At 50.9% G+C, this 19340-nt stretch carries 21 protein-coding genes; 2 read left to right on the top strand and 19 right to left on the bottom strand.

Annotated elements, in window-relative coordinates:
- Window positions 1-14: 14 nt before the first annotated feature.
- The 15 genes from NZD86_RS13950 to topA all read right to left on the bottom strand — a co-directional run bounded on the left by NZD86_RS13950 (window position 15) and on the right by topA (window position 14772).
- Window positions 15-1268 carry a flagellar hook-length control protein FliK gene (locus NZD86_RS13950; RefSeq protein WP_268042606.1) on the bottom strand — a complete coding sequence of 418 codons (1254 nt, stop codon included), beginning with the start codon at window positions 1266-1268 and terminating at the stop codon, window positions 15-17.
- A gap of 46 nt (window positions 1269-1314) precedes the next feature.
- Entirely contained in the window at window positions 1315-1956 is a 642-nt protein-coding gene (locus NZD86_RS13955) for a MotE family protein (RefSeq protein ID WP_268042608.1), read from the bottom strand.
- The gene (locus tag NZD86_RS13960; RefSeq protein WP_268042610.1) at window positions 1956-2390 is read right to left on the bottom strand and encodes a hypothetical protein; all 435 of its coding nucleotides are present in this window, start codon (window positions 2388-2390) and stop codon (window positions 1956-1958) included. Before NZD86_RS13960 ends, NZD86_RS13955 begins: the two co-directional genes overlap by 1 nt.
- Window positions 2387-3700, bottom strand: coding sequence for a FliI/YscN family ATPase (locus tag NZD86_RS13965; protein ID WP_326492568.1), 1314 nt, complete (start codon window positions 3698-3700; stop codon window positions 2387-2389). The genes NZD86_RS13960 and NZD86_RS13965 overlap by 4 nt, the downstream gene beginning before the upstream one ends.
- Entirely contained in the window at window positions 3684-4487 is an 804-nt protein-coding gene (locus NZD86_RS13970; RefSeq protein ID WP_268042612.1) for a FliH/SctL family protein, read from the bottom strand. Before NZD86_RS13970 ends, NZD86_RS13965 begins: the two co-directional genes overlap by 17 nt.
- A complete protein-coding gene (fliG, locus tag NZD86_RS13975; protein WP_407655166.1) occupies window positions 4471-5487 on the bottom strand; it encodes a flagellar motor switch protein FliG in 1017 nt (338 codons plus the stop codon). Before fliG ends, NZD86_RS13970 begins: the two co-directional genes overlap by 17 nt.
- Before the next feature lie 38 nt (window positions 5488-5525).
- Window positions 5526-7046: a flagellar basal-body MS-ring/collar protein FliF gene (gene fliF, locus NZD86_RS13980; protein ID WP_268042619.1), complete on the bottom strand. Its 1521-nt coding sequence runs from the start codon at window positions 7044-7046 to the stop codon at window positions 5526-5528.
- A 26-nt stretch (window positions 7047-7072) separates the two neighbouring features.
- A complete protein-coding gene (locus NZD86_RS13985) occupies window positions 7073-7375 on the bottom strand; it encodes a flagellar hook-basal body complex protein FliE (RefSeq protein ID WP_268042621.1) in 303 nt (100 codons plus the stop codon).
- A 29-nt stretch (window positions 7376-7404) separates the two neighbouring features.
- Window positions 7405-7839, bottom strand: a complete 435-nt coding sequence (gene flgC, locus NZD86_RS13990) for a flagellar basal body rod protein FlgC (RefSeq protein ID WP_268042623.1) — start codon at window positions 7837-7839, stop codon at window positions 7405-7407.
- A 5-nt stretch (window positions 7840-7844) separates the two neighbouring features.
- Entirely contained in the window at window positions 7845-8243 is a 399-nt protein-coding gene (gene flgB, locus NZD86_RS13995; RefSeq protein ID WP_268042625.1) for a flagellar basal body rod protein FlgB, read from the bottom strand.
- Between the two features lie 195 nt (window positions 8244-8438).
- Window positions 8439-9839 (bottom strand): ATP-dependent protease ATPase subunit HslU, encoded by a 1401-nt coding sequence (hslU, locus tag NZD86_RS14000; protein ID WP_268042627.1) that lies wholly within the window; start codon window positions 9837-9839, stop codon window positions 8439-8441.
- Window positions 9840-9854: 15 nt separating this feature from the next.
- Window positions 9855-10397, bottom strand: a complete 543-nt coding sequence (hslV, locus tag NZD86_RS14005; RefSeq protein WP_268042629.1) for an ATP-dependent protease subunit HslV — start codon at window positions 10395-10397, stop codon at window positions 9855-9857.
- Window positions 10398-10411: 14 nt separating this feature from the next.
- On the bottom strand, window positions 10412-11302 hold the full coding sequence (locus tag NZD86_RS14010) for a tyrosine recombinase (protein WP_268042631.1): 891 nt from the start codon (window positions 11300-11302) through the stop codon (window positions 10412-10414).
- A gap of 2 nt (window positions 11303-11304) precedes the next feature.
- Window positions 11305-12624 (bottom strand): FADH(2)-oxidizing methylenetetrahydrofolate--tRNA-(uracil(54)-C(5))-methyltransferase TrmFO, encoded by a 1320-nt coding sequence (trmFO, locus tag NZD86_RS14015; protein ID WP_268042633.1) that lies wholly within the window; start codon window positions 12622-12624, stop codon window positions 11305-11307.
- A 42-nt stretch (window positions 12625-12666) separates the two neighbouring features.
- A complete protein-coding gene (gene topA, locus NZD86_RS14020) occupies window positions 12667-14772 on the bottom strand; it encodes a type I DNA topoisomerase (protein WP_268042635.1) in 2106 nt (701 codons plus the stop codon).
- Window positions 14773-15329: 557 nt separating this feature from the next.
- Between topA and NZD86_RS14025 the strand changes: the two genes are divergently transcribed.
- Window positions 15330-16199, top strand: coding sequence for an MYG1 family protein (locus NZD86_RS14025; RefSeq protein ID WP_268042637.1), 870 nt, complete (start codon window positions 15330-15332; stop codon window positions 16197-16199).
- A 295-nt stretch (window positions 16200-16494) separates the two neighbouring features.
- Here NZD86_RS14025 and NZD86_RS14030 read toward each other — a convergent pair whose 3' ends face one another.
- The 3 genes from NZD86_RS14030 to NZD86_RS14040 are packed head-to-tail and all read right to left on the bottom strand — an operon-like array spanning window position 16495 to window position 17619.
- A complete protein-coding gene (locus NZD86_RS14030) occupies window positions 16495-16761 on the bottom strand; it encodes a M3 family metallopeptidase (protein WP_268042639.1) in 267 nt (88 codons plus the stop codon).
- A complete protein-coding gene (locus NZD86_RS14035; RefSeq protein ID WP_268042641.1) occupies window positions 16740-17216 on the bottom strand; it encodes a gluzincin family metallopeptidase in 477 nt (158 codons plus the stop codon). Before NZD86_RS14035 ends, NZD86_RS14030 begins: the two co-directional genes overlap by 22 nt.
- Window positions 17217-17226: 10 nt before the next feature.
- Window positions 17227-17619, bottom strand: coding sequence for a gluzincin family metallopeptidase (locus NZD86_RS14040; protein ID WP_268042643.1), 393 nt, complete (start codon window positions 17617-17619; stop codon window positions 17227-17229).
- Window positions 17620-17864: 245 nt separating this feature from the next.
- Here NZD86_RS14040 and NZD86_RS14045 point away from each other — a divergent pair, with 245 nt between their 5' ends.
- Complete coding sequence (locus tag NZD86_RS14045) at window positions 17865-18209, top strand: hypothetical protein (protein WP_268042645.1); 345 nt, start codon at window positions 17865-17867, stop codon at window positions 18207-18209.
- A 15-nt stretch (window positions 18210-18224) separates the two neighbouring features.
- Here the strand turns inward: NZD86_RS14045 and dprA are convergent, their stop codons facing one another.
- On the bottom strand, window positions 18225-19328 hold the full coding sequence (gene dprA, locus NZD86_RS14050) for a DNA-processing protein DprA (RefSeq protein ID WP_268042650.1): 1104 nt from the start codon (window positions 19326-19328) through the stop codon (window positions 18225-18227).
- Between the last annotated feature and the right edge of the window lie 12 nt (window positions 19329-19340).

The following is a 19340-nucleotide window of genomic DNA, read 5'->3' on the forward strand; positions in this document are numbered from 1 at the left end:
TTCCTCCTTTCGAGTTAAATGGATAAGCTAATATCGCCCGTATGACTCGTCGAGCCCAGGGATCTCACAGTCCCATCGATTCCCGAGCTAGGTTGAGCTGAATCAATGGCTGACGTTCGACGTTGTTGTGGTGGCTTTTGTTGTCTTCCGTCACCCTGGTTTGGCTGGTTATCTTGTCCAAACGATAACTGCATGCTTGAAACGTTGATTCCAGCTTCCTCCATCGTTTGCTGCAAATTCGGTAATTGCTGATTTAACCAAGCGAGTGTAGTAGCTTGGTTTGCAACGACCTGGATTTGCAATCCGTCTGCTCCTTTGGTGACCGTTACGTCCAACTGCCCCATACCTTGTGGCATCACCTGTACGTGAAGTTGGGACTGTCCAGCGTCGGCCTTCACGGAAATCAGACGGCCGAATTGAGATAGTGCATTCGGGTCTCGTGTATCCACTTCATAGCTAGCACCGGTCGATTCTGCACCTGTCGCACCGGAGGAGAGAGTAACCGCACCCATCGTAGCGATTACGTTGGTCGAACTGCCTGTGCTCGTTTCAGCCGTGTGCGCGCTGACTGGATCCTTCGTGTCAATCTGATGCTTGTCTAATTTACCGCCGCCAGAGTGATTACTTGTCGATCCGCTTGAAGTTTCTTTCGAAACGGCCGACAGGAAATCTGACGTCGGGCGGCTATTTGCCACAGATCCGTTCAAGACAGGTTTATTACTTAATGATGGCGTTTGAACTGCCGCTGACTTACCACCCGCAACCGAGTCTCCGGGTTCATCTTCACTCTGGCCGGCAACCATCTCCGTCGAAACACCTAACTCCTCCGGAGAAGTTGTTCCCGAATTCAGGCCGCTTTTCGCACCTTTACCGGAGATTACAAGACCCAGAAGAGAAGTATCTGCACCACCATGAACATCGACCTGTGCCTTTGCCACTACACCTGCACTGGCGGCTTTCGAAGCAACCGACGACGAATCGGATGCGCCAGAGGCCAACGTTGAGCCCCGCTGCCTTGTCCCCATTAGTATAGCCGTGCCCAACCTGGCCTTGGAGCTACTCACGCCATCGATTATTTGCGACGATGACTTGCTCGACGCCTTTTGAGTGGTCATCGTTTGACCCAACTGGACCGATCCCCCAAGCATGGCCGCCAACAGACCGTCAAACGACGCAGCTCCGCCTGCAGATGGATCCATCGTCGACAGCAGCGGATTGCCTCCCTTATGAGCCACAGGAAGTCCTTCAGCACTTGACGTTACCTTCATATCTATATCACCTCCTTTCAACGACGGTTAAGTACAAACAACAAAGCTACTGTCCCGTCCCGTTTGTCGTGGAATTCGTTGATGATTGGCTGGCCGTCACCTGATCAGTCGCAGCCTTTTGAAGCACGGCCGTTGCAAAATCCGCAGGAACGGCTTGCAGGATGGGGCCGGATACGTCTGGACCCATTGCCGCCACAACCCATCCTGCGCCGTCCGACCCAAGTTTCTGTAGGACGGTGGCAGCGGCTTGAGGGTCCATTTGAGCAAGCACCTTTGCTTCCTTTTCACCAGCTTGGAAATGGTCTCCTTGAACTTGGAGTTCCTTTTGCAAGGTCTGTATCTGTGTTTCAAGTGCTGTAATTTGACCCTGTTGCGCTTGATTCTTTCCAGCTAGCGTCGCATTTTGCGACTTCAGAGAGTTGATTTGCTGCTGGGCATCTTGATATTTTGTGTTTGCCTCGTCGAGTGGAGAAGGACCAGGCTTTGTATGGGATACACCAACAACCTGCATGGTTGTCTTCCACACTGGAACTCCGATAAATTGCAAAGCTGCGCCAACAACAACCACCGCGACAAGGATGGGCACGATCCCGACAAATACGATCCATACAATCCGTTGGGCGCCACTTTTCCCCTCAGATTTAGCGGACTGCTTAGGCTTTGCTGTTCCATTCACTTTGGTCGCCATCACAAATCCGCCTTTCGAAAGCGTTTGAGGGCCTCGTCATCCGCCTCGATCTGCTGAATTCGCAGTTCTTCTAAATGAGCTTTCGCCAATACATCATCAGCGATTTGAGACCACTTTTCCTGCTCGATGTACGCATCTTGTAATTTCACCTGTTGGACACTAACATGCTCTTTTAACGCTTCCCACTCACGTTCCAACTCGATTTTGCGCTGTTCGAGCGACTCGTGATACTTCTCATACGCATGCCACAGGTTGATAGCCTGTGCTCTTGCTTGCAGTAGACGGTTTTGTTGTTGAGCTTCGTGAACCTTTTTCCACTCCGATTGAATGAGGGTTTCTCGTTGCCGCAAACGGGCATACCGAGACTCTTCAATTTCCTGCAAGTCCTGTTTCAACTTGTGAAATCGAGTAGCAAAGCCCGCAAACTCACTCATTCACTCACCCCCGTTACGGCACTCAAGCTTTGAAGCGTTTCACCCATGTTCGTCAAGTCATCTGTTGCTTGCGTTAAAATTGCATTGACTTCCGGGATTTTTGCGATGGCCAAGTCAGTCTCAGCATCAGTGCCCTGCCGATATGCACCAATTCGCAATAGATCCTCAATGTCCCTATACTTACTCAGCCATGCGCGCGCGATTTGGGCTGCCTGATGATGCTGTTTGTCTACGACTGTCGAAAAAAGTCGAGAGACACTACTCAATACGTCAACCGCCGGGAAATGTCCTGCATTGGCTAGTCTCCTCGACAACACAATGTGACCGTCCAGAATACCGCGCACCGTGTCGGCTATGGGGTCGTTCATATCATCCCCGTCGACAAGAACCGTATAAAACGCGGTAATCGACCCTCGGACACCGGGCCCCGTCCGTTCGAGTAGTTTCGGCAGAAGCGCAAAGACTGATGGTGTGTATCCGCGCGCCGTCGGCGGTTCCCCTGCCGCTAGCCCTACCTCTCGTTGAGCCATTGCAAAGCGCGTAACAGAGTCCATCATAAAATTGACGTGGTAGCCGGCATCCGAAAAATACTCTGCAATTGCCGTAGCGACAAAAGCAGCCTTGGTCCGAATAAGAGCCGGTTGATCAGAAGTTGCGACGACGACAACACTTCGTCTTAAACCTTCATCACCTAAATCCCGTTCGATGAACTCGCGTACTTCCCTACCTCGTTCACCGACCAGTGCAATGACGTTCACGTCTGCTTCAGTGCCTCGCGCTATCATCGACAAGAGGGTGCTCTTCCCGACACCACTACCTGCAAAAATACCGACACGTTGTCCATCGCCCACCGTCAATAGCGAGTCGATGACACGTACACCCGTTTGAATGCGATGTTCGATCCGCTTGCGCTGCAACGGATCGATAGGCGCTTGTTCAATTTCGCGCGGCCTGGCATTTCGAATTGGTCCTAAACCATCCATCGGGCGGCCTAGGCCATCCAAAATGCGGCCTAACAACCCTGGTCCACACGGTACGCTCAGCCTGTTGTGAAGTGCCAGTACCTCAGAACCCGGTCCGATGTCACCCATTTCCCCAAGGGGTACGAGAATTAGCTTGCCTTCACGAAATCCCACGACCTCTGCCTGACACACTGCTCTTCCGCCTCTGATCGAACACAAATCACCCAGAACGGCTTGTGGGCCACTTGATTCAACGGTCAGCCCAACGACCTTTGTAACCTTGCCGTACAAGCGAATCAGCTTTTGGTCCGGGAGCGTATCGGTGAACTGTTTAAGAATCTGCTCCACTTGCAGCCTCTCCCTGGCGACTCATGAACTCCCTGAGTGCGTGTTGCAATTCGTCTAATCTTGTTTGTATTTTTGCGTCAACATACCCAGTATCACCACGAATTTCACAGTCCCCGCGGTCTAGCGAGGCATCAGGAACTATCGAAATCTCCCAATCACCGTACTTCATCATCTGCCACTTCGGATGTGCTTCCCTTGCACGTATGTAGTCATCTGGGTGAACCCGTACTTGAACGGTTGTGCTTTGAATGACATACGACAGTAAATCCTCGACGATGGACCCGATATCCGGAGGCGCAAGTTCCAGTTCGCGATGAATCAGTTTCTCCACAACGGCTATCGCCAGGGAATGCAGGACCGGAGAGAGCGCGACAAGTTGTTCCCGTCGACTCGCCTCAACTGACTCCGCGAGCTCGGTCAATTTTTCTTGTTCACTTGTCTTCCACTCATCGAACTCCATTTTTGCATCAGCCAGTCCCCGTTTCAGACCTTCCTCATATCCCTTTTGTTCAGCTGCACGGCGAATTTCCTCCACTTTTCCAGTGGCCTCGTTCACCATAGCGTCCGCACGAACTTGGGCACTGGCCAGCATTTCATCAGCTCGTTCCGTCGCCTCCTGTATCAACGCGTCCACGTCAACATCTTGCAGATCCAAGTCTGGATCCGCTCGCCCGCCGGAGGCCAGAAACCCGATTTCCTTTGGAACTCGAGCGAGGGGAATTCTCTGCACTCCTGCGTCAAGCCACTCCGAGTTAGACCTCTTCAACACTTTAGACAATGATGTCATCACCTCCACCACGGGAAATAACGATTTCGCCCAGTTCCTCGAGATGTCGGATTACACCTACAATGCGCTGTTGCGGATCTTCTACGTCGCGCAGACGCACAGGTCCCATATACTCCATGTCCTCCTGGAAAGACTCGGACATCCGGTTTGACATATTGCTAAAGATGACTTCCTTGACGTCATCCCGCGCGACTTTGAGTGCCAACTGTAAATCTCGTGGGTCGGCATCGCGAATGACGCGTTGAATCGCACGACTGTCGAGCAAGATAATGTCCTCGAAGACGAACATTCGCTTTTTGATTTCCTCTACCAATTCGGGATCCTTGACGGACAATTGCTCCAAAATGGTCTTCTCGGTTGATCTGTCGACTCCATTGAGAATGTCAACAACCGCTTCGATACCACCCGCCTGGGCGCTGTCGATCGATGTCATCGTGGACAACTTGGATTCGAGAATATCTTCTACTTCCGCGATCACGTCAGGCGATGTACCCTTCATCGTCGCGATCCTGCGAGCGACATCCGCCTGTAGATCAGGCTGAAGGGCCGATAGAATCATAGCTGCCTGTTCCGATTCCAGAAATGAAAGGACCAAAGCCACAGTTTGCGGATGCTCATCCTGGATGAATCCAAGAAGTTGGTTGGGATCGGCCTTACGAGCGAAATGAAAGGGCCGAACTTGCAATGCAGAGGTTAACCGAGAAAGAACATCTTCCGCCTCACGCGTGCCGAGGGCTTGTTCAAGAACATTACGCGCGTAATCAATACCACCCGTCTGGATATATTCACGAGCCATCGCAAGGCTACGGAATTCATCAAGAATGGCTTCACGTGATTCCAAATTGACCTTGCTAACATTAGCAATTTCAAACGTCAACTGTTCAACTTCCTCCTGTGACAGTCGCTGAAAAACACTTGCCGCGACGTCCTGCCCAAGGGCAATGAGCAAAACTGCTGCCTTTTGCCGACCGGATAACGTCTGTTGTCGTTGCACACTCATCACCTCCAAGCCCCACGTTTTCTTTCTCTAACACCCAATCATTCGCTCAGCCAAGTACGGAGCAAACTTGCGAACTCATCAGGGCGCTGCTCAGCTAGACCAACGAGCTGGTTACGAACGACTTCGTCTTCGGTAGGCGGTAGTTCCTGAAGTTCATTCTGGTACGCGTCTTGGACGCGAGCGACCACATCCATTGATTCAGTCTTTGCCCGACGACGACGCCACATCAGAACACCCACTATTAACAACAGCAGGACAAACGCCCCTAAACCATAGAGCAGGTAATTTGATTTAGAAGACTGCAATCCCGTTGTCGGCGCCTGGTTAAAGGGGACACTTGACACAGCGACATTATTCGCGCCTTGTGTTGGCGATTGTCCCACGACATTTGTGACGAACGATTTAATTTGATTGACTTCGGCTGCATTAATCGACTTATCGTTACTGTTTAATATGACGCCTACGCTGTAGCCCTGAATCTGCATGGGGTCGGATGTGGTCTGCTGATTCGTATAGCTGTAGTCATAGTTCGTCGTTGTCTGCGTTTGCGACGACGTCGAATTGCCACCAAAACCATTGCCCGCAGTGTACGTCGGGTTATTTGGATTTGTTCCGGCTTGACCCGCTGGACCACCTGCTCCGTTTGTTGAGTTACTTTGTGATTTGTTCGTTTGCTGACTCGTTACAAAACCGTTGGTTGAACCAGGTGCATTTTGTAACGTGTGCGAGTTGCTCGTCGTCTGATTAAACGTAACGTTTGCACGAACGACAACAACCGCGTTCCCAGGTCCGACAATTTGTTGCAGACCAGCATTCAGCTTTTGGGTCATGTCATTTTCGACTTTTTCTCGCATGCCGAGTTCGGTGCTGGCACCGCCTACAGCAGGATCCGAACTCGAAGTACCGGACAAGGTGTTGCCGTTCTGATCAACTACGGAGACGTTATCGACAGACAAGCCCTGAACGGAATGCGCCACAAGTTGTTGAATCCCCGCAACTTGGGCCGACGACAGTTGGACACCCGGCCCGAGTGTGACGAATACTGAAGCCTTTGCATCCGTTGTAGGCTGCGTGACAAACAGTTGCTGTTGTGGCATGACAATGTGCACCTGAGCAGACTCGATTCCATCGATGCTCGAAATCGTGGCGTTCATACTCTGCTGCAAAGCATCGAGAACTTGGATATTGAATTGATCCTGAGTCATACCAATTGACGTTCCGACGCCGGAATAGCCAATGTACCCAGACTGAGGCAGGCCAGCCATCGCGAGTTGGACACGCGCTTGGTTAGCCTGATTTGCGGGTACAAGGACAGAGCTTCCTTGGATTTGATCTGGGATTTTCAGTTGCTGGAGCTGGGTTTCGACCTGACCTAGCGACTTATCATCCAGTCCGCTCATAATGGTTACGTAATGCGGACGTGAAACGATCCAAATGATAGCAGACAGTGCAGCGACCGCCGCCACGACGACGACAACCAAGTTGCGGCGCATGTTCGGTGATATACCTTTCCAGCGGTCGACTACCCGCGTCCAAGTCCCACGCAGGGTTTCGTTCAAGTTGGTTCACCCTCACTCTATGTCGGTCAAACTTGCATGTTCATCATGGTGCTGTACATTTGTTGAACCCGGTTGTTAACTTGAACGACTGTGTCGACGGCGAGAGACGCTTGCTGTTCTGCAATCATCAGTTGAGCCGCTGTGACTTGTCCTCCTGTTGCATAGGATTGCGCTAATTGGTCGGCATTCTGGCTGATTTGATTGACTTTATCGAGTGCTTGCCCGAGAAAGTCCGCAAAACTGGGGCCTTGTCCAGATACAGTTGATGATGGCTGAAGCGGCTGTCCGGACACTACATTCGATACAGCCTGTATTCCCTGCACACCCATGTTATTTATCCACCTCTAGCTTTTTTCTCTTAACGACCGAGACTGAGCGCGGTCATTTCCATTTGTTTGCCTGCGTCAAACGCCGTCGCGTTTGCCTCATAAGCACGAGACGCCGTAACCATGTCGACCATTTCCGTAGAAATATCGACATTCGGCATCTGAACATAGCCATTTACTGCATCAGGGTTCGTTGGGTCATAAACGAGCTTGAGCGGGCTCGTGTCTTGACTGATCGAAGACACTTGAACACCACCATCCTGTGACCCAATCGTCTGGCCTAAAACAGTTTGAAAGCTGGTTGGCTGGGAAGAGGGAGCAAAGTTCACGATCTCTCGGCGGTACGGTCCACCCTGCGGTGTCCGCGTCGTATTTGCATTCGCAATGTTGTTGGAGATGACGTTCATCCACAACTGATTCGCATTCAGCCCACTGGCACTAATGTTCATACTGGACGAATCAAACATGCAGATCAGCTCCCTTGTATGGCCGTGCGTAGTCTTTGCAATCGATCCGTAACGTCCTGCACAAGCACGTTATACCGCACTTGATTCTCCGCCAAGTTCGTCATTTCAGATGTCAGATCGACGTTGTTTCCGTTGTTATCAACCTTTGACGTCTCATCAGTTACAATCGTTGGTTGAACATCTGGAATGGTCGATGAGTTCCCGTTTAACGCCGGAATTGGAATATGATACTCACCAGGTTTTGCCTGCGGTGCATTTTCAAGTGCCTGCTGAAAATACGTTTCAAATGCGACATCCTGCCGCTTGTAGTTTGGCGTCTCGGCATTCGCTATGTTGTTCGCATATACCTGCTGCCTCATTGAAGCCGTATCTAACGACAATTGAAGCAATTGCATCGTGTTCATATGAGGAACCCCACCCGTAACCTGGTTTTTATTCGACAACATGGTTATAATTCGTCGATTTTTGTCATAATCCTCCCAGGATCCGCAGTTTAAAGTTATTATTCATTGGAATTTCCGTGTTTGACACAAAATAAGCAGTGACGAATGCTGTCGCAACGCCACTGCCTAAGAAAGTGTCCAATTTATTAACTTGTTTTACAAAATGAATTGACTCATATCGCGATTCGTTACAATGGAGGCTAACTTCTCGTCTACATACTGTGCCGTGATCGAAATCGACTCCATTGTCACGTCAGGCGCCTCGAACGACAAATCCTCCAGGACTTTTTCCACTAATGTGTGAAGCCGTCGGGCCCCGATGTTTTCCGTGTCCTGATTCACCTGCTGTGCCATTTCTGCGATGCGCACAATGGCATCATCCGTGAATTGAACATGGATGCCCTCTGTCTCCAAGAGCGCCGAATACTGTTTGAGCAACGAATGCTCCGGTTCACGCAAAATCCGAATAAAGTCGTCAGAGGTCAAAGCCTCCAGTTCGACACGAATCGGGAAACGTCCCTGCAATTCTGGAATCAAATCAGACGGTTTCGCAACGTGAAATGCGCCAGCACCGATGAACAACATATAGTCTGTCTTGACAGCTCCGTATTTAGTGGAAACCGTTGACCCTTCCACAATTGGGAGAATGTCTCGCTGTACACCTTCTCGTGAAACATCCGCACCCCGTTGCTCCTTACCCGCGATTTTATCCATTTCGTCGATGAAGATAATACCGTGGTTTTCCGCGCGGTAAATGGCCTCTGCCGTGACTGCATCCATATCAATCAGTCGCTGCGCTTCCTCCTGAGCCAGTACCTTGCGAGCCTCGCGTACAGTCATCTTCCGCTTGCGGGTTTGCTTCGGCAGAAGGTTGCCGAGCGCTTCTTGCAAATTACCCAGGCTCTCCGCGCCCATTCCGGGCATAAAGCCTATCGGCATCGAGGCGGATGATTCCTCCACATCTATCTCCACATACGTATCTTCCAATTCACCCATATCCAACTTGTGCTTGGTACGACGACGTTCCTCGCGAACAGATTCGGAACTTGGTTCGTGATTGTTCCGATCCGCCGTGCCAGCACCACCACCAAACAGCATCTCAAGTGGATTTCGCATGTTCTTGCGTGCGTTCGGGTCGGGTACGAGCGCTTCCACGATCCGGTCATTGGCACGCTCGTTAGCCTCGGTCTTCACCTTTTCTGCGTGTTCCGCTTTGACGATGCGAACTGCTGTTTCGACGAGATCGCGAACCATCGCTTCAACATCTCGACCCACATAGCCGACTTCCGTGAACTTTGTCGCCTCGACCTTGATAAACGGGGCGCCCACGAGTTTGCTCAAACGACGTGCAATTTCTGTCTTACCTACACCCGTGGGTCCAATCATGAGAATATTTTTTGGGGTGACTTCAGCCTGGAGGTCTGGTGGTAATTGTGCCCGTCGTGATCGATTTCGCAGTGCGACCGCAACAGCACGCTTCGCTGGACGTTGTCCAACAATGTACTTGTCGAGATGTTCCACAATCTGTCTGGGTGTCAATTCTCGTTCCAAGCTCATATCTGTCCCTCCCGTTTATTCGACCGTTTCGACGATAATATGGTCATTCGTAAAGACGCAGATTTCAGACGCGATTTGCAGCGCTTGTTTCGCAATATCAGCAGGCGTCATATCCGTGTTGCGCGCCAAGGCACGCCCTGCCGAAAGTGCGTAGGCACCGCCTGAACCAATGGCACAAATGCCATCGTCCGGTTGGATCACTTCACCGCCGCCGGAAACAATAAACAAGTCCTGCGCGTCTAAAACCAAGAGCATAGCTTCGAGCTTATGGAGAACTTTGTCTGACCTCCACTCCTTCGCAAGCTCAACGGCTGCTCTTTGGAGATTGCCCTGATATTCCTCAAGACGCTTTTCAAATTTCTCAAACAAGGTGAATGCGTCTGCCACAGAGCCAGCAAACCCGGCGACCACCTTCCCGTGATAGAGGCGGCGGACTTTGCGCGCGCCCTGCTTCATGATCATGCTGTTGCCGAGCGTAACTTGACCGTCACCCGCCATGGCACCCTTGCCGTCTTTCAACACAGCAAATATCGTCGTCGCGTGAAGCGTTTGTTCCATGTCTTTCTCCCCTTTCAGTCTTTTCTTCGCTCGGAACGCGGATGGGCATCCTGATAAACACGAGTGAGCCGTTCCCGCGTCGTATGCGTGTAGATCTGCGTACTAGAGAGACTGCTATGCCCCAACAACTCCTGTACACTTCGCAAGTCGGCTCCGCCATCTAGGAGATGAGTGGCAAATGTGTGCCGCAGTCCATGTGGACTCAACGTTCGCAATCCAGGAACCTCTTTGATCCGTCGTTCCAATATCCTTCTCACACTGCGATCCGTCAAGCGGCCACCACGCTGGTTGAGAAACAAAGCCGTCCCGGAGCTTCGCGTGCTACGCTGTTCGAGGTACGCCTTCAGTGCACTCTGAGCATGGTTGCCAACGATGACATACCGTTCCTTGCCACCCTTACCGAACACGAGCGCGAGACCATCTGTTATAGATACGTCGTCCAGATCCAGTGCAACACATTCGCTCACGCGCACCCCGGTGCTGTACAAAAACTCCAGGAGTGCCCTGTCTCGGCAGGCTGCAAAGTCGTCCCCCGAAATCTGATCGAGAAGTGCGGCAACCTCCTCTTGGTAGAAGTACCGCGGCATCGTTTTATCCCGCTTGGGTAGAGCCAAAGAACGAGGGATATTTGAATCCACCAGTTCCTGCCCCTCAAGAAAATCAAAGAACGAACGAAAGCAAGACATTCGTCGAGCCACACTTGACTTGCTCAGACCTCGAGTCATCTCACTAGCCAAAAAAGAACGCAGGGAGCGAACCGTGATATCCTCGACATTCGAAATGCCCTGCTCTTTCATATAAGCAATCAAGGCGTCCAAATCTTTCCCGTACGCTAGGAGTGACCTCGGGCTGAGCTTATGCTTCCGGGCCTCGAGAAAACGCTGCTTGCAGTCGTCAAGATCCATGACTATTGCACCTTCATTGCTTCAATTTGATCAGCCAGGGTTGTAAGCGCCCTGTCCGCGTAAGCCTGATTGCGTTCGCGTTTATCTTTAAACCGGACCTCCATCGGAGGAATGAGCCCAAATGTTGCGTTCATGGGTTGAAAGTTCGCTGCTGATGTATGCGTGATATAGTGGGCCAAACTTCCAATCGCCGTAACGGGAGAGAGAACGATGGGCTCCATTGCAGATGCGACACGCGCAGCGTTTATTCCGGCAATCAACCCTGCAGCGGCCGACTCAACATACCCTTCAACGCCCGTGATCTGACCCGCAAAGAACAGGTTCTCTCTTGCCTTCGTCTGATAGGTGGGCCGCAGGATCTGTGGGCTGTTGACATATGTGTTTCGATGCATGACGCCATAGCGGACGATCTCGGCGTTTTCCAAGCCTGGAATCAACCCAAAGACACGTTTTTGTTCGCCCCACTTCAGATGCGTCTGAAAGCCAACCATGTTGAATAATGTGGCAGCCCCGTTGTCTTGACGGAGTTGAACAACCGCATAGGGACGTTTCCCTGTCTTCGGGTCGCGCAACCCAACGGGCTTCATGGGACCAAACAGAAGCGTTTGCTTGCCCCGCTCCGCCATGGCTTCAATGGGCATGCACCCTTCAAAGTATTTCTCGTCTTCGAAGTCTTTCAGCGATGCCTTTTCAGCGTGAATCAAGGCGTCGTAAAAGGCCTCAAATTCCTCTTCCGTCATCGGACAATTTAGATACGCTGCTTCTCCCTTATCGTATCGGGATTGTAAAAATACTTTTTCCATGTCAATGGAGTCCTTGGTGATGATCGGTGCCGCGGCGTCGTGAAAGTATAAATAGTCTTGGCCAATAAACTCGCGAATGTCGCTCGACAGCGATTCTGATGTCAACGGACCTGTTGCCACAACCGTGATACCATCGGTTGGAATGCTTGCCACTTCTTCACGTCGAACTTCAACATTCGGGTGACCGCTGACAAGCTCCGTTACCCGTCGCGAAAACTGTTCTCGATCCACCGCAAGTGCACCACCAGCCGGCACGCTGTGCTCATCGGCAGCTCGCATGATAACAGAACTGAGTCGCCGCATTTCTTCCTTTAACAGGCCGACTGCATTTGTGATACTGTTTGCGCGCAATGAATTCGTACACACCAGTTCCGCAAACTCTTGTGTGTGATGCGCAGGCGTTTGTTTGACAGGGCGCATTTCATACAATGTTACTTTCGCACCCCGTTCGGCTGCTTGCCAGGCGGCCTCAGAGCCCGCCAAACCCGCACCAATCACGGTAACGTTCGGATCTCGCACGACAATTGCCCCTTCCTTCTATAGTACTAATCCGCTTTCGACTTAAGACGACTTCCGCTTCTCCGACTCTTCCAGTGGGGCTGCATGTGGGTGAGCCTTCTCATTGCTGCAAACAACACTCACTTTACCCTTAGCGTGCTTCTCAACCATTGGATGTTCACAGATAGGGCACAGTTGTCCGGTCGGTTTCTGCCACAACACATAATCACAGTCTGGATAGCCGCTACAGCCGTAAAACACTTTTCGGCGCTTGCCACGCCGTTCTAGAAGCGGTTTCCCGCATTTCGGGCAGTTCACGCCCACTTCCTTCGTGATGGCTTTCGTATTCCGGCATTCTGGAAACCCGGGACAAGCAAGAAATTTTCCATAGCGTCCGTTTTTATAGACCATCATCTTGCCACATTTTTCACAGGGGATATCAGAAACCTCGTCCTTTAGTTCCACATGTTCCAACGATTCTTCTGCATGCTCCAGATCCCGCTCGAATTGGTTGTAAAATCCATCCAGCAATTTGACCCAGTCAGCGTACCCTTCCTCCACAGAGTCGAGTTCACCCTCCAGATTCGCCGTGAAGTCTACGTCGATCAACTGATTAAAGTTTTCCACCAGAAGCTCGACGACGATTTCACCCAACTCAGTTGGGATAAATCGCTTCTGTTCGAGAAGCACATAGCCGCGCTTCAAGATGGTGTCGATGGTCGGGGCATACGTACTCGGACGACCAATACCAAGTTCCTCCATGGCCTTCACGAGACTCGATTCACTGTATCGCGGTGGTGGCTGGGTAAAGTGTTGTTCGGGCACGACTTTCGACTGTTTTAACACTTGCCCCTCACTTACTGGCGGCAACAGCTTGCTGTCCTCATCCTCATCCCCGTCGTCCTTGCCTTCGATATACACGGCCATGAACCCAGGAAAGCGAATAACAGAGCCAGTTGCCCGAAACCATGCACCGTTTGCCTCTGAATCAATTGACGTCGTATCCAACACTGCGGACGCCATTTGGCTAGCTACAAAACGTTCCCAAATCAATTTGTACAATCGATACTGATCTCGGGACAAATGGTCCTTTATCTGCTCTGGGTGACGAAGCGTTGATGTGGGACGGATACCCTCATGCGCGTCCTGGGCGTCGTCCTTCTTACTGTACTGGCGCGGTTTATCCGGAACATACGGCGCGCCAAATTCGGAACGAATATAATCGCGTGCCTCGCTCTGAGCTGACTCTGCGATCCGAGTTGAATCAGTACGCATGTACGTGATCAAACCGACCGTCCCCTCGCCAGGGATATCCAAACCTTCGTATAATTGCTGTGCAACGGCCATCGTTTTGTAAGCACGAAAACCAAGTTTCCGCGCAGATTCCTGTTGTAAGCTGCTCGTTGTAAAGGGAGCGGCAGGGTTGCGCCTGCGCTCTGATTTTTTCACCTTGCGAACATTCAGGGGTTGACCCTCAATACGTTTGAGCAGCTCGTTGACTGCCTCCTCATTCGGCAGTGGGGTCTTTACTTCGTCGTATCCATAAAACCGGGAGGTAAGCTTCTTGGAGTCAACAGGACATGTCACGTCCACCGTCCAATACTCCTCCGGTTGGAACTTTCGAATTTCTTTTTCCCGATCCACGATTAAGCGCACAGCCACAGACTGAACACGCCCCGCCGACAACCCTTTTTTTACCTTACGCCACAATAAAGGACTCAGCCGATAACCCACGAGTCTATCGAGAATACGGCGAGTCTGTTGAGCGTTGACCAGATCCATGTCGATTTTGCGGGGACTCTTAAAAGCGTTTTTAACGGCATCCTTCGTGATTTCGTGAAAGACAACACGACATTGGTCGTCCGGATTCAACTCCAAAATGTGTTGTAGATGCCATGCAATCGCTTCCCCTTCACGATCAGGGTCGGCTGCAAGAAAGACTTTCTTCGCTTTCTTACTCGCCGTGCGCAAAGACTTAATGACGTCGCCTTTACCGCGGATGGTTATATATTTAGGCTCATATCCATGCTCCACGTCGACACCGAGCTGTGATTTCGGCAGGTCCCGAACGTGTCCCATGGAGGCTTTAACCGCATATCGCTTCCCCAAGTACTTACCGATAGTCTTGGCCTTCGCGGGCGATTCGACGATCACTAAATAATCGGCCACAACGTCTCCTCCTTGTTCGTCTCACCCCGTGGTGGCTCCAGGAAGTCCTGGTTCAACCCATATTATCACCGGAACAAAAATCATTGCAAACCCGACTTATGACGAGTTTTGTCGATCACGACGAGATCGGGCGTAACCCGGTGGATCATCGAGTCACACTGAAGCCCTGTCGTTTCCAACGCACGGTGCCGACGCGCGGGTCACCATATCGGTTTTCTTCCTTATTATATGAATATGATGAATGTCTCCTTGTACCGCTACGGAGAAGCCAAAAACGGATCACTGCAGACCAATCTCCCGGTCGTCCAAGGTCAGTGTACTATAGAGGTGCATGAACTGTGAAATGACACGACGGACGTACCGAAATAAGGATGTGAAAAGTTGGGGATTCTACAGTACACCAATGAGAAACTCGGGTTCCCACGCGGTGACCTATAACCCGTCACGTTCTGGACAAGTTAAATTAATAAAAGCGTGCGTCGTTCTATGACCGCTTGGTATGATAAGAGAACGAATCGACAACTTTGCCCGACTCGTCGGCTAGGAGGCAACACATCTTGGTTATCGGAACCCACCACGGCAAATTTCACGCTGATGAAGTTTTTGCCGTGGCCATGTTAAAACAACTATACCCAGACGCAAGAATTGTCCGTTCAAGAGAGCCCGAGGTGTTGTCCCAGTGCGATATCATTGTAGACGTGGGCCGTGGTGAATACGATCACCACACAACTGACAAAGTCTTCCGCGAAAATGGCCTTCCCTACGCGAGTGCTGGGCTCGTCTGGCGCGACTTCGGCACCAAGGTAGTTCGACACCTGGGGTGTAATGAAGAAAATAGCGATAGTTTGACGGATATCATCGACGAAAAGCTAATACAGGCCATCGACGCCATCGACAATGGAATCGACCTCGAAAAAGATGCGAGAATCAAAGGAGTTTCGGAACTGGTCGGAGGCTTCAACCCACCCTGGAATTCAGACGCAGACGAAAATTTCGCATTCCAGGATGCTGTTTCCTTTGCGACACAAATTTTAGTCAATCAGATCAAGTCGGAAATTGGTCGTATCGAGGCAACAGCCGTCGTCAAAGAGGCTTATGAGCACCGGAGCGACAAGGCACTACTGGTTCTGGACACTTTCTGTCCTTGGACCGACACCTTATTTGAACTTGATGTCAATTCAGAGGTCTTATATGTCATTTTCCCAGACAGATCTGGAGAATACAGATTACAGGTCGTTCCGAAATCACTCGGTTCCTTCGAAGCACGAAAGCCGTTACCAGAATCTTGGGCTGGCACAGAGGGGGATGAACTGAACGCATTAACCGGTGCCGACGATGCCGTTTTTTGTCATCCTGCCAGGTTTATCGCAGGGGCGAAATCATTGACGACTATCCTGCACATGGCAAAGCTGGCGTTGAACGAGTAAACAGATCGGGTGATATTTCTCAAAAAATAAGATTCTTCGAACGGATCTGACAGGGATTGACATGAACCTACGCCACCCAGCGCTCTGTCTACAATTTTCGCCATGAAACTACCTCTGCTCGCGGGTAACTAGCCCAATTTGTATAGGGTCGTAAGGTGGTGGATAAGCCCACCTTACGATATGGTTCGCATTCACGAAAGTCATGGTGCTCGAAATGAATGGCATCAACCCCCCCTCGGGGGAGCACGTTATAAGTTTGTATCATCTGTACTGTCGAGCCACTGTTCGATCTCTTTTACCACCGACTCAACGCACCCGTCTTCAAAAGGCGAATTTCTGCAGCTTCTAATGTTGGAAACTTATACTCGGGTGTCGTGACATCCCGTCCCATGTATGCCATAAACGCGTGACCTGCCTCGTGCGTCAAGACCGTGACGTCGTGCGCCGTACCGTTAAAGTTTGCGAAGATAAATGGCGATTTTGCTCCGCTGATGATGGTGCAGTACCCGCCTACTCGCTTCCCCTTCTTACTCAACAAATCTAGTAGCTCATTGTCCAGCATAAGTTGAAGAATTCGTCTGTCTCCCGGGAAAGTTCCTTATACATTTGCTGCCCACGAGCGAGAATCCACTCTGAATTCCCCTTCGGTGCCGGATTACCCGACGTGAAGTTGATTCCTTCGTCAAAATAGCGGAGTGTATCGACCCCGATCCACTGTCTTTGACGCTCTTTCAACTTTTCTGCCAGAGGTACGACGCGCTGCTTCACTTGCTCACGGAACAGCGAAACTTCATCGGGCCCGTAATCGGTCCGTTTCAGTCGTGCGTAACCTAGCTTTGTGAATGTACGGTACCCGACTTTCCCGGCGATAGTCGTTCTGGCGCGTACCAGGCCATCGTATATGTGATCCAATTGTTCCGCGTGTGCCGAAAAGAATCCGTACTTTGCTTTGTTGGCCGCCTGGCGAACGTCCCGGTCCGGAGAATTTAGAAATTTTCCAAGTTGAGATAGATTCAACTGTTGGCCGTTAAAAATCGATTTGGGCGGATGCCAGTAGATTATTGTATTCTGTAGACAGTTGATTCGTTTCTTGTAGATCCTCCACGATGTCTGGGGCAAATATATGAATAGCCAATTCGGCAATTTGAAATAGTTGCGTTCCGAATTGTTTCTCAAGTTCAACTCGATAAGTTGATCCAACCAGTGCATGGTAAAATTCGTTTTCCAGGGCTTCCATTCGAGGCAAGTTCTGATCGAAAAATTGATGTTCTGTCTTGTAAAACTCATCTTGGGTGTTGATTGTATTTCGAATATGCGCGATGGTGTACATCGAACTGACATCGGAGCGAATTTGATTTAATTGATGAATTAGGCTTTCTTGTTCTTCAGCGGACGTTGCATGAGCAAACTCATGGACCAACTTACGAAATTCTGCTTCCAGACGGCCGAAATCAGGACGTTCAATAATTCATTTCCGGAAACTTCACAGTTGTTCTCTTCCACCCATCAAGTCAATCCTATTATACTACTCAATTTACACTTGTCTGAAGTGTTGGGAATTACGACTCGTAGCACATCTAAGCATGACAGACAGTTTTCGCTGGATCGTATAAACACGATCTAGATTGGATATAAAGCGAGATAACAGAGAAAGGAGAGTGCGACATGTTCAAATCGCCACAATCAGTAAGGAATGCTTCTGGCTATGCAAAAACGTGCGGATTGCTCGCTCTCATGTTATCTATACTTGCTGTACTAATGCCTTCAACGGGCGTTCTGGCAGTGATCCCGGTTGCTATTTTGTTAGGAGCGTTTGCGCTATACAACGGATATCGCACCCTCGGTATTGGTATCGTCGTGATGTGTGCTGTCAATCTCGTCATCAGTCCTACCTTCTGGGCGAATGTTGATATTAACACCATCGGCCACACCGAGTTGGACCGTATGATCGCTTACTTCGACGCCGTAGGTACACTTGCCATGTGTGGACTGATGTTTAAAAGAGATTGACAATACGCAATAGACTTAATTCTCTTGCCGAAATTCGTAACGTCCGTCAGGAAGGCGCCTAGCGAGTGATCCCAACTCTAGCTCCAGGAGAGCAGCGTAGATGTGTCCCGGAGGGGACGCAGACAACTGCGCCAGTTCTCCCGCGCGGAGTGGTCCTTCTTCTATCAGCAGATTGGCGAGAGCCCGTAGATGCTGAGGTATATTTTGATAGTCACTCTCTACGCAATCGTCTGTGGCAGAACCTGTGAACTGAGCGATGAATTCCTCAGGGTCAATCAGCGGGATCGCGCCGTCAAGAAGCAGTCTGTGCGAACCTCGGAAGGATTTTGACGTGATGGGCCCGGGCACTACATATACGTCGCGACCGAGCTCCAAGGCGCTCATGGCTGTTCCCAGTGCACCACTCTTTTCACCAGCCTGAACAACAATGGTCGCGCCTGATAATGCGGCGATGATACGATTTCGTTCGGGAAAGTGATATTTCATGACACTACCCTGAGGCTGGTATTCACTAATCACCAGTCCGTCCGATAACAGCCGCTCGTACAGCCATCGGTTGCCTGGCGGATAACAGATGTCCACACCACACCCGAGCACCGCAACAGACGATCCGTCACTGTCAAGCGCCGCGCCTTGCGCACGGGCGTCAATCCCGAGGGCCAGACCGGAGCAAACGGTGAATCCGGCTTGAGCCAAACGTGTGCTGACCCATCTGGTCACCTCCAGCCCATAACTCGATGCCCGTCTCGTTCCCACCACGGACACAATTCGGGTTGCACGCAGCAACTTGACGTCCCCGCGAGCGAAGAGAACGACGGGTGGATCATATAAAGGATACAGGGAGTCAGGGTAAGAACTGTCGCCCTGTACGATAGAAACAGCGCCAGTCTCATGCAGACGGTCCACAGTAGCAATGACATCCTTTTCCGGTCTACGTTGCCAATCCACCATCCTTTGAACAGTTTCTTTGTGCAACCGACTGGCCTTCAGCCATTCTCCTTCAGAGGCCCCATGCAACGCCTGTGCAGCGCCGAAATGCTGAAACATTCTACGATATGACGAGGGCTCAAGACCAGGGCACATGGCCCAATAGATACGAAGCATGCGTTCATCAGTCATCGCCACTCCTCC

The sequence above is a fragment of the Alicyclobacillus dauci genome (assembly GCF_026651605.1).
In the GTDB taxonomy this organism is placed as follows: Bacteria; Bacillota; Bacilli; order Alicyclobacillales; family Alicyclobacillaceae; genus Alicyclobacillus; species Alicyclobacillus dauci.